This is a genomic window from Actinomadura sp. 6N118 (genome assembly GCF_044326415.1).
Taxonomy (GTDB): domain Bacteria; phylum Actinomycetota; class Actinomycetes; order Streptosporangiales; family Streptosporangiaceae; genus Spirillospora.
In genome coordinates this window covers 387,873-399,809 of the sequence record NZ_JBIRAZ010000005.1, presented here as the reverse complement: position 1 = coordinate 399,809, position 11,937 = coordinate 387,873, and the positions used below count along the sequence as shown (strand labels likewise).

5 protein-coding genes are annotated in these 11,937 nt (G+C 70.5%); 4 read left to right on the top strand and 1 reads right to left on the bottom strand.

Annotated elements, in window-relative coordinates:
- Positions 1–61: 61 nt before the first annotated feature.
- The 4 genes from ACH34W_RS15450 to ACH34W_RS15435 all read left to right on the top strand — a co-directional run bounded on the left by ACH34W_RS15450 (position 62) and on the right by ACH34W_RS15435 (position 11,406).
- Positions 62–928: an alpha/beta fold hydrolase gene (locus ACH34W_RS15450; RefSeq protein ID WP_395961551.1), complete on the top strand. Its 867-nt coding sequence runs from the start codon at positions 62–64 to the stop codon at positions 926–928.
- Between the two features lie 351 nt (positions 929–1,279).
- The gene (locus tag ACH34W_RS15445; protein WP_395961550.1) at positions 1,280–6,820 is read left to right on the top strand and encodes a hypothetical protein; all 5,541 of its coding nucleotides are present in this window, start codon (positions 1,280–1,282) and stop codon (positions 6,818–6,820) included.
- Between the two features lie 61 nt (positions 6,821–6,881).
- Complete coding sequence (locus ACH34W_RS15440; RefSeq protein WP_395961549.1) at positions 6,882–7,199, top strand: hypothetical protein; 318 nt, start codon at positions 6,882–6,884, stop codon at positions 7,197–7,199.
- A 16-nt stretch (positions 7,200–7,215) separates the two neighbouring features.
- Positions 7,216–11,406 (top strand): papain-like cysteine protease family protein, encoded by a 4,191-nt coding sequence (locus ACH34W_RS15435; protein WP_395961548.1) that lies wholly within the window; start codon positions 7,216–7,218, stop codon positions 11,404–11,406.
- A gap of 349 nt (positions 11,407–11,755) precedes the next feature.
- Here the strand turns inward: ACH34W_RS15435 and ACH34W_RS15430 are convergent, their stop codons facing one another.
- On the bottom strand, positions 11,756–11,911 hold the full coding sequence (locus ACH34W_RS15430) for a hypothetical protein (RefSeq protein WP_395961547.1): 156 nt from the start codon (positions 11,909–11,911) through the stop codon (positions 11,756–11,758).
- Positions 11,912–11,937: the final 26 nt, after the last annotated feature.

The window sequence follows — 11,937 nt, the reverse complement described above, 5'->3', positions numbered from 1 at the left end:
CATGTTGGCATACCAGAACGGGCATTTGACTCTCCGATTCCACGGATCGAAGAGTTATGCCATGACTTCTTCTGCTCGTCCTTCTTCGCAATCCTCCGCTCGCCGCGCCGGCATCGAGGTCGACGGACTTCACGCCAGCTACCTGACCGCAGGTGATCCGAAGGCGACCGCCGTACTCCTGCTGCACGGCACCTACTGGAGCCGGGTCTGGCTGCCGATCCTGGACGACCTGGCCGCCGCCGGACTCCGCCCGATCGCCGTCGACCTGCCCGGGCTGGGCCGTTCCGCAGGCGAACTGACGCCGGAGACCGCGGCGGTCCCCGCACTGGCCTCTTGGGTGGCCCGGTTCGCCTCGGTGCTCGGCCTGGCCGATCCGCTGAACGTCGTGGGGCACGACATCGGCGGTGCCGTCGCCCAGCACCTGCTGACCGGAGACCAGGTGGAGGTGGCCCGGCTCGGCTTGGTGAACTCGGTGACCTATGACTCCTGGCCAGTACCGGCGGTCGCCCGCTTCCGCGATCCCGCCGTCCGCGCCGCGGTCACCCAGGAGGAACTGCTCGCTGCCCGCCGCAAGGCGCTCACTGCCGCGATCGGCCGCCCGGCGAGCGAGGACGAGATCACCGAGTATCTCGCTCCCTGGACCGACCCCCGCGTGGCACGCTCCTGGCTGTGCCTGGCGGCTGCGGCCGACGGCCGCTACACCCTCGACGCGGTCCCCGCGCTGGCCACTTCCCCGGCACCAAAGCTGCTGGTATGGGGAACCGAAGACACCTTCCAGCCGATCTCCTACGCCGAACGATTCGCAGACCAGACGCCCAACACCAGCCTGATCCGCATCCCAGGCGCCGGGCATATTCCGATGGAGAACGACCCGGCCGCAGTAGCCGGAGCCATCGCCGACTTCGTCAGGCAGGCACCCCAGAGCTGATCATTACCGGTTATTCGTGCAAAATTCCGGTCGCCGAATCCGGCCACGGTTCGCGTAGTCGCGCATGGGAAATATTTGCCGCGCCAAGCTCTGGAAATGGGTCGCGAAAATACGCGTACCGAAAATAGCGTCACTGGCGTACCCGCAGGTGATCAGCCAGGCAGACGCCGTCCACACGGCGTGAAACATGCATATCAGATGCGCGGGGGAAGAGTCACGAGCCCGCAACTGTCCGGATCCGGCAAGTGTCAATAATCGAGTCGTGCCTACGCCAGATTTCTCTGGTCACTGATTGGTGGCCGTGATAGTCATTTTGCATCTGACCTTCCGTCGAGGGTTTAAGGAGGGCGGATGTTCATCGTGCGAGGGCAGGTGCGCGCCCCGGGGGCAGGCGACTGGAGCGGACACCGCGTCGAGCTGAGCTTCCGTGAAGTGACGTTGGTCGACCGAGGACCGGAGCTGCCACCCGAACAGGTCATGGTGGTGCGCAGCACGGCGGCGGCGCTGCCCGCCGGCGGGTCGTTCGAGCTGCGGCTTGCCGACATCAAACTCGTTTCCGTGCCGATCACGATCACGGTCACCACCCCCGACGGCACCGAGCTGGTCCGCAGGTCGCTCACCGTCCAGCAGCTCCAGCAGGAGATCGTGCTGGAGGCGACACCGGCGACACCGTTCGTCATCCGGCCGAGCGACGACCCCACGCTGGGCGCCAAGGTACGGATCACCGGGCGGGTGATCGACGAGCTCGGCCGCGAAGTGCCGCCCGGGCTGCCGGTAGTGATCCGCGGGGTGCCCAAGGAGACCCCGGCCGCCCCGCCGCGCGTGCTGGCCGCGACCAGCACCCAGGCGAGCGGCTACTTCAGCGCCGACTGGGTCGCCGACCTGCTGCACAGCGCGCACGGCACGTTCGCCGGCGGGCAACCGCTGCCGATCCCGCTGACCGCCGATGACCGGCTGCCCACCCGGGTCATCCTCCTCACCCGGCTGTCCGACGCACTGGTGGCCGAGGCCGACTGCGGTTGTGAGGCCGTGCCGCCGCTGGGCGCCGAGCCGGCCGACGTCGCGCTGAACTCCGGCGCCTACTCCCAGGACCTGGGCGGCACCTGCCAGGACCTGACCACCCCCAACCGCGTGGTCGAGGAGTTCGCGTACCACCTGGTGGTCCGTACGACCGACCCGCAGATCCGCGGCACCACCATCGCGCCGCGGGCGGTCATACCCGCGAGGGTCCTGGAAGACCTGAAGCGCATCGTCCTCGCCGGCTCCGACGCCCACGGCCTGACCCTCCCGAGGGCCGCACTTGGCAACGGCCACGCAACCGGCAACGGCAATCCCGAAGAGATCACTGAAGGGTCCGCAGATAAGGCGGACGAGGCGGACAAGACCGATAAGGCGCACAAGACCGCGGAGCTCAATCCCCGGCGGGCCAGCGGAGATCCCGGCGCCGGGCAGTTGACCTTGGCCGACAGCGGCCTCGCGCCAGTGGTCGAGGCGGCCACCGTACGGGATCTGCTGCGCCGCCCCGGCCCTCTCTCCGCCGGCGCCGTCGAGCTCGCCGTGCTCAACAAGGAGCTGCGCCGGGTGGTCGATGTGGTTGAGGCCGCCCGCCGGGAGGAGCCCGCGCGGGTCGCGCTGGACGCGGCACGCCCGGTCGACTGGGACGACGCGCCCACGCTCTACCAGGCGACGACCGTCGCGCACGGCCACCTGCTGCAATACCGGCAGGTGTGGCGGGCCGACGGCTATTCGCTCGGCGACCTGCTGCACTCGGTGCCGCTGGCCCCCGGCCAGCAGCGCCAGATCGCGATCGTCGACTGGGAACGCCGCCAGGAGGCCACGCGCACCGAGCTGCTGGAGTTCGAGGAGGAACTGGACGCCATCGTGGCGCGCGACCGCGACGTCACGGAGATCGCCGGATCCCGGCTCACCGAAGAGCTGTCCGGCGGGTCGCGCGCCTCCCAGTGGGGTGTGGCCGGCGGCATCGGCGGCGGCTTCATCGGCACCGGCTGGGGGATCTTCGGCGGGGTGGCCGGCGGGGCGAGCGGCGCCAGCGCGGACTCCTGGCAGAACTCCGCCCGCGACCTCAGCGCGAACGCCCTGCAGACGTTGCGGGACCGTACGACCCAGCGTGCCTCGTCGGTACGCGACCAGCGGTCCACCGTCGTGCAGACCGTCGCCCAGAACGAGACCGTACGCGCGGAGACCGAGGTCGTCGCCAACTTCAACCACTGCCACGCGATCACCATCCAGCACTTCGAGGTGCTGCGGCATCTGCTGGTGTCGCACGAGCTGGCCGACGTCCAGGAGTGCCTGTTCGTGCCGTTCCCGATCTCGCTGTTCGACCTCGACAAGGCGCAGCGCTGGCGGGAGCCGCTGCGCCGGTTCCTGCAAGACCGCTCGCTGCGCGGCGCGTTCGACGCCGTCGAGCGGGTGCTGCGCAACTGGGAGGGGCACGACCTGCCACAGCGCCGGTTCTCCGAAGAGGCACCCGAGGACCTGCAAGGCGAGTTGCGGATCAGCTTCGTGCTGCCCCGCCCGCGCGACACCGACGACGGCGCGTTCCAGCTCTCGACTTGGCGGAGCCTGGCCCCCTGGCTGCCCGTCGACGCCCTGGAACTCTGGACCGCCAAGCTCAACCAGCGCACACAGGCCGAGCGCGACCGCATCTTCCGCACCGAGATCGCCCCGGGCATCGCCGAACGGCTCGTCCAGGCACTGAAGTTCGCCTACATCACCAAGAGCGGCGCCGAGGTGCCGATCACGCTGGACCCCACGCTGGTGTCGCGGTACGCCGAGGGCACGCCGCTGTACGTGACGTTGCGTGCGGCCGGCCCGCTGCCGCCGATCCCGCGCGAGGAGATCACCCGCTTCTCGATCTCATATCCGGGCGCCGAGCTGCCCCCCGACGCCCAGGTCGTCGTGCACGCCGGCAAGGTGCGCTACCGCTCGCCGCACATGGAGCACCTGCTGTTCGACGGTCCGCGGATCCTCAACGACCTGGGCAACGACGACCCGGTGGTCGTGTCGACCCCGCTCGCCCGCGCCGAGTTGCGCGACCCGCGTGGCGAGGACCGCAAGCTGGCCGAACGGCTGCTGACCCACCTCAACGAGCGGCTGGAGCACTACCACCAGGCGATCTGGACCAGCATGGACCCGGCCCGCCGTTACATGCTGCTCGACGGGATCATCGCCCCCAACTCCGACGGCCGCAGTGTGTCCAGCGTGGTCGAGAACCGGCTGATCGGGATCTCCGGCAACTGCCTGATCCTGCCCGTCGCGCCGGGCATCCACCTCGATCCGACGGTGGTGCGCGACAACACCAGGATCGACCTGCGCAACGCGTACGCCACCCCGCCCGCGCCGCCGCTGCGGGTCAGCGTGCCGACGCGCGGGGTGTACGCCGAGGCGATGCAGGGCGCCTGCAACGCCTGCGAGCAGATCGACGAGTCGCGCTTCTGGCGGTGGGACAAGGAGCCCATCCCCGAGGCCGACCGGCTGACCCCGATCGAGCCGGTGTCGACCGCGAGCCGTGCGACGCCCGTCGAGGGACTCACGCCGACGGCGTTGCCGAGCCCGCTGGTCTCCATCCAGAACGCCCCCGACCTGCCGGACCCGCTGGGCCTGCGGGACGCACTCAACGTTCTCGCCAAGGGCGACCTGTTCAAGGACATCACCGGCCTGACCCAGACGCAGAAGAACGCGCTCGCCGCGTTCAAGGGCGCGCTGGACACCGCCGAGTTCTTCGGCAAGCAGGCGGCCGACCTGGCCAAGCAGCAGAACCTCGGCCGCAACATCGACCGCACGCTCGACCAGATCGAGCGGGCCCGCGACGACGGCCTGCTGTCCCCCGACCAGGCCCGCGACCTGGCCGGCTCCGCGCTGCGCGCGCTGGTCGGCAAGCCCGCGCAGGCCGACCAGCCGCCCGCCACCGATCCGACCGTCAAGAAGGTCCTCGACGCGGCCGCCCAGTCCGACAGCGCCGAGGTCTCGGTGACCGGTCCCGGCGAGACCGTCGAGGTCGGCTATGAGGGCGCAGGCACCGTCGGCGCGGGCGGCCCGCCCGTGCCGCGGACCCTGCCCGACCTGGTGAGGTTCGTCGACGTACCCGTCCGTAAAGACAACCTGTTCGGGCCGCCGCCCGTCCGGTTCGACTCCGCACCGGCGTTCCGCGAGGTGTCGGTGGTGGAGCAGGAACGCCGGGTGCTCGAATCGACCGCCGCCGGGGCACCCAGGAAGGTGGGCCAGCTCGGCCTTGCCCTCTTGAAGTTCGGCCAACTCCGGCGCGACAGGCTGGACAGCACCAAGTTCGAGGCCAAGATGCGGCTGCGGGTCACCTACCCGACCGTCGCCGGCGGGCGTGCCGTGGCCGGCGCGAAGCTTCCGGTGGTCGTGATCCTGCACGGCCAGGCGCCGGCGTGGAAGCCGAAGTGGAAGAGCACCAAGACGACCACGATCAGCGGCGTCGACATCTTCGACGCGGAAAGGATCGACGAAGACGACAACCACGCGGGCTACGCCTACCTGCAGGACGCGCTGGCCCGGCAGGGCATCGTGTCGGTGTCGGTCGACTGCAACTACGCCAACACCTTCGGCTCACTGGTGGAAATGCGGGCGGACCTGGTGTTCAAGGCGATGCAGGAGATGGCGAAGCTGGACGCCGAACGCAATAGCCCCCTGCGCGACCGGCTCGACTTCGGCAAGGTCGGCCTGGTGGGCCACTCACGCGGCGGCGACGCCGTCGTCCGTGCGGTCAAGAAACACCTCAAGACGCCCGGGCCCCGGCCGTTCGACATCGTGGCGGCCTGCTCGCTCGCACCGACCGACTTCACCGGGATCACCCGGCCGGCGGTCGGCACCGAGATCGGCAGGCAGGACCTGGAGGCCGGCGACCTGGACTTCTACCTGGTGGTGTACGGCGCGCAGGACGGCGACGTCTCGGGCTTCGGCGGGGCCGGGGCCCCGACCGGCACCGGATTCCGGCACTACGACCGCGCGCGCTGCCCGAAGAGCATGGTCTTCCTGGACGGCTGCAACCACGACCGTTTCAATTCCAAGTGGCCCGACAACGATCCCGCGGTGGCCGCCGGCGAGCCGGTCCTCTCGCGCGCCGACCACCAAGCGCTGGTCATCGAATACATCGGCGGCATGTTCGCCTGGCAGCTCACCGGGGACACGACCGCCCGCCCGCTGCTCAACGCCACCCGCGCAAACAGCAAGGGCGTGCGCGTCTCCCTCCAGTGGGCCTTCGGCGCCTCCCATCTGCTGGTCGACGACTTCGAGGGCGGCTCGCCGAACCTGCCCGGCACCGGCCGGAACATCCCCGGCGGTCCGGGCGGCCCGGTCGCGAACATCAAGTTCATGCCGGACATCTCCATCGGCGGCCCGCTCGACGCGCACACCGGGCACCAGACCAAGGTGCTGCACATCGACGCGGGCGGCTCCGGCTCGCGGAAGGCCCTGGAGATCACGTTCTCGGCCGCCCGTGACCTGACCTCGGCGACCTTCCTCACGCTGCTGTTCTCCGGGCACTTCCCCGACCTGAGCAAGGCCGGCATCGCGGCGGCCAAGGTGCCGGATCTGAAGGTCACGCTGATCGACGACGCGGGGGCGAGCGACACGGTCACCCGGCTCTCGTTCGAGCCGGGCTGGGTGCCCAGCCGGCCCTTCTTCCACCAGATCCAGCGCAAGCGCCTGCGGCCTCCGCCGCCGGCGCCGGCTCCGCCGCCCCTGCCCCCGGACAACGTCACGCTGCTGCGGCAGGAGACCGCCGCGATCGCGCTGACCACGTTCAGCGGGGTGGACCGGACGAAGATCCGCAAGATCGTGCTGGAGACGGTGCCGGGCGCCGCCGCCAACGTCTTCGTCGACGACATCCGGATCTCCACGCAGTGAGGGGCGGGCATCGTGAACGCAGAGGGGCGGGCATCGTGAACGCACTGAGGGGGCGGGCATCGTGAGCACCTTCCAGGTGTCGAAGGTCCTGTTCGAACGGGTCGACCACGAACTGCTGGATCACTGGGACGTGCGGGTCTACGCGTTCGGTGAGGGCTTCGAGGAGCGGGCGCTCAACGTGCGCGCCACCGTCGGGAACCAGGAGGTCGAGGGGATCACGACCTCTTCCGACGGCTCGGGGTTCACCGGATACCTGCGGAACGAACCGCCCAACGGGGCCAAGCTGCGGGTCGGCTACGAAGCGCTGGAGGACACCGGCCTGGCCTTCGAAGGGCCGCCGATCCCGCCCATCCCGCCCGTCCGCGAACCCAACGTCTGACCGGGGGTAGATCAACATGGCGCCCTTGCCTGCCAAGCTCACCGGCAAGCTGACCGCCGCGAACCCGGCCGTCTTCACCGGATGGCGGATCACCGCGGAGTTCGAGGAACTGGTCAGCCTGACACCGGAGGACGGCGAGCCGCGCTGGCTGCCCGTGCACCGCGCGGTGAGCGCCGCGCTCAACGGGACGTACGAGATGGCCCTGCCCGCCGAGTGGCGTGTGCCGTTCATCGTACGGGCCCTGACCCCGACTGGCGTGGTGGCGGCCACCCGCTCGCTCACCGTCGCGGACGTGGAGCAGCCGGTCGAGCTCACGGTCACGCCGAGCATGCCCGCGCCCATCGAGCCGAGTGACGATCCGGCGCGCGGCCGCCGGGAACGCCTGACCGGACGCGTGATGGACGAGGCGGGCACGCAGGCGTCCGCCGACCTGCTGGTCGTGTTGTGGGGGGTGCCGCCCGGCGGGGACGACGAGAGCGCCTACCCGCTGCTGGTGGCGCGCACCTCAGGCGAGGGCTACTTCTCCGAGTTGTGGCCGCCGGACAAACTCGACCGCGCGTACGGGGTGGTCCAGGGTGGTGCGCCGATCCCGGTGCCGCTGAACTCCGGCCGGCTGCCGCTGCGGGTACTGCTGGTCGTCCCCGAGATGCCCGTCCCCGCGACGGCCGGACAGGACGGCGCCGACGATGACTGTGCCTGCCCGGCGACCCCTCGGGTCCCCGATCCTGCGGACCTGGCGAACGATCCGTCGACGTACGCCTCCGACCTCGGCGGCTGCACGAACTTCACGGTGCCGAACCGCACGGTGGAGGAGGTCACGTTCCACGGGCTCGTCCGTACCAGCGAGCCCGAGGTGCGGGGCACCACGTTCGCCGAGCCGGTGCAGCTCAGCAAGCCCATCGCCAACTATGTGGCAGCGCTGGTCGTGGAGCGCGAGCGGCGCGGCGGAACGCAGATCGCCCTAACGACCGGCGAGAGCGCTGACGGGAACGGGGAAGGCAGCAACGCAGACGGCGACGCAGCCGAGAGCACTGAAGGAGGCGCGGACGGGGGCAATGGCCGGGGACGGCCGCGGACCGTCACCGACATGCTTGCCGCTCGGGTGGCCGACGCCGACGAACCGGAGTTGCGGCTCGACCCGCGGGTGCTTACCGGGATCGCTCGCGATCCCGACCGGCTGACCTCGCTCGACCTGTTCCGTGCGGAGAACCTCACGCTGCGCAAGCAGGTCGGGGAAGCCGTGCAGACGCTCGCCCGGCCGCAGGCCGGCCGCGTTGCGCTGGACGCCGACCACGAGGTCGACTGGGACCACACGCCCACCACCTACCAGGCGACCACCATCGCGCACGGCCACGTGCTCACCATGAAGCAGGTCTGGCGCTCGGACGGCTACTCGCTCGGCGACCTGGTGTACTCGGTTCCGCTGGCGCCCGGGCAGCGCAAGCGGATCGCGATCCTTGACTGGCGGCGCGAAGAGCTCGCAGCGCGCAGCGCGCAGCGCCGCGAGACCGAGCAGCTCGGCGCGCAGCTTGCGCACGACCGCGACATCTCCGAGGTGGTGAACTCCTCGCTGCGGGAGAACGTCCGCGGGCATTCGGAGTCCAGCGTCGGCGCGATCGGCGGCGGCATCGGCGGGTTCATCGGGCCGGTGCTGTTCGGGGTGGGCGGCGGCTACTCCACCAGTTCCTCCTCCGCCTGGCAGCGGTCGGCGCGCAACGTGGCGGCGAGTTCGCTCAGCCAGATGCGCGACCGTACGCAGCAGTCCGCCAGCGCAGTGCGCAGCCAGCGGGTCACCACCGTGCAGTCCGCCCGGCAAGGCGAGGCCGTACGGGCGCAGACCGAGGTGGTGGCCAACCATTCGCACTGCCACGCGATGACCGTCGAATACTTCGAGGTGCTCCGGCATTTCCAGGTCACCAATGAGCTGGCGGACGTCCGGGAGTGCCTGTTCATCCCGTTCGAGATGACGCCGTTCACCCCGGAGAAGGCGCTGCGGCACCGCACCGTCGTGGAGCGCTATCTGCGGCGGGCCGACCTGGCGGGTGGGCCGGCGGCCCTGGAACGGGTGCTCAACCAGTGGCGGGGCGCCGATTTCCCGCTGCAGCGGTACGCCGACGAGAAGCTCACCGACCTGGAGGGCGAGCTGTGGTTGTCGTTCACGCTCGCCCGGCCGCGCGACACCGCGGAGGGCCTGTTCGACCCCGGTGACTGGGGCGGCTACGTGCCGTTCCTGCCGGAGATCCAGTCGCAGGGCCAGCCCGTACCGCCGGACAAACTGGCCGAGCAGGTGTGGCGCACCTACCTCGGGGTGGCCAGGCCCGCCGACCGTGATCGCATCTGGAACACCCGGATCGCGCCGCGGGTGGCGCAGCGCATGGTCGACACGCTGAAACTCGACCTGCTGACGGCGGGCGGCGCGAAGTCCGTGCCCCTCGACCCCACGATCGTCACCCCGTTCGTCCAGGGGCACAGCCTGCTGGTCAGCCTCCGCCTGACCGCCGCGCCACCCGATGTGACACGCGCCGCGGTGCAGCATGTGAAGTTCACCTTCAGCTCGACGCTGCCCGGGCTGGCGCGGGTGGTCGCGGTGTCCGCGGCGATGCGCTACCGCACCGACCACGTGAACCGCCCGCTGTTCATCGACTGGCGCCTGGACAACGACCTGTCGAGCACCGACGCCGTGCAGATCCCGACGCCGCTGGACACCTTCGAGAAGCGCAACCCGCGCAAGGAGGACGAACGGGTGGCGGAGACGCTGCTCACGCACCTCAACGACTACGTCGAGTACTACCACCAGGCGATCTGGTGGACGATGGACGCCAACCGCAGGCACCTGCTCCTGGACGGCTACATCGCGCCCAACACCGGACGCAGCGTGGCGGGCGCGGTGGAGAACCGGCTGCTCGCGATCGTGGGCAACTGCCTGGTGATGCCGGTGGTGCCGGGGCTGCGCCTGGATCCGGGATACGAGGAAGGAACGGATCTGCGGGACGCCTACGCCGTGCCGCCGGCCACGCCGATGCGGGTCAGCATGCCCACCCCTGGACTGTTCGCCGAGGCGATGCCGGGCTCGTGCAACTCCTGCGAGCTCATCGACGACACCCGGTTCTGGCGCTGGGAGGAGGCGCCCATCCCGCTGGCGCCGCCGGAGATCCTGCCGCTGTCCACGGGTACCCGCCGGCAGCCGGTGACCGGGCTGGCCGCCGACGAGTTCCCGGCGCCGGTGGTACGGATGCAGACCGCGCCGCGCGCCCCCGACCCGACCGGGCTGGCCGCCGCACTCAGCCTGATCGGCACGCCCAACCTGTTCCGTGACATCACCGGGCTCGACCTCACGCAGCAGAACGTCGCGGAGGCGTTCAGCAGCACGCTGAGCACCGCCAAGGCGTTCGGCGGCCAGGCCGCGGCGCTCGCCCAGCAGCGCTTCCAATCCGCAGAAAGCGACCGCAACCTCACCCGGATCAAGCAGGCCAAGGACAAGGGGCTCATCAGCGACAACGAGGCCAAGGAACTCGCCGAGGCCGCGCTGAGCGGCGCCTCCGGGCAGCCCAAACCGCCGGAGGGCCAGCGGCCCACGTCCAACGAGACCGTGCAGCGGGTGATGGAACGCGCCGCCAACAGCCCATCGGGACGCGTCAAGGTCACCCGGCCCAGCGGGCACGTCGAGGTGCGCAGCGGCGACCGGGCTCCGGGCACCGAGGGGATGGACTTCGCGGTCGCGCCGCCCGTCCAGCCGCTCGGCCAGCCCAGCCCGCTCACCTGCTGGGCCGCGGTCGGCGCGATGATGCTCGGCTGGCGCGACCGGACCTCCATCACAATCCAGACGGCGGCCGACCGCGCGGGCCCGGCGTTCCGGGCCAAGCTGGACGCCGGCCAGGGACTGGCGGCCGAGGAGGTCCCGGCCTACGCGACGGCGCTGGGGCTGCGGCAGGAGGGCCCGCAGAGCTACCTGCCGCGCGGGATCCGCCGGCTGCTGGAGTCGTACGGCCCGCTGTGGGTGATCGGCGACGACGCGTACGAGAACAACAGGCTCGTCCACGCCACCATCGTCACCGGAATCAACGGCGACGGATCCGCAGAGGGCACCCGCGTAACAATCATCGACCCCGCCGACGCCTCCACCAAGGAGATCGGCTTCATCCAACTAGCCCGCCTCATCGAATCCACCGACGCCGTACGCACCGGCCTGGGCGTCTTCCACTGGTAACCCCGGGCCGCCAGCCCCACCCTGGAGGCCTCTCCCGACACTCGGGCGGGGCCTCCACCATCCACCCCCAGACAAAGCCGCTCCCCCAATGCAAAGCCACCAGCCCCAAAAGGCAAGGCCACCAGCCCCAAAAGGCAAGGCCACCAGCCCCAAAAGGCAAGGACCTCGCTCCGCTCGGACAGTCCCCCCGGGGCTCCGCCCCAGGTGGGGGCTCCGCCCCCACACCCCCGTCCCCTTCCGTACGAGACAAGGTTTCGACCAGCCGGTATGCGTTGTGGGGGTCACATGTGGTTGTGGCGAGCCTGGCGGAGTCTGGGTGGTTGGCTCCCTGTTCTGGCCCCCAAGCCACCTACGCCGCCGCGTACAAGGCCGCGAAGGTGTCGGCCGATTGGTGCACGGCCTGCATCACCGCCACGACCCACGTGGCCAGCAAGCACGGTGAGGGGAACGCCGTCACGGTGTACGAGACGGTCGCCGAGATCGAGAATGTGCGGCCTGCCGTCACCGTGGCAGCGAGAAGGAATCCAGGTC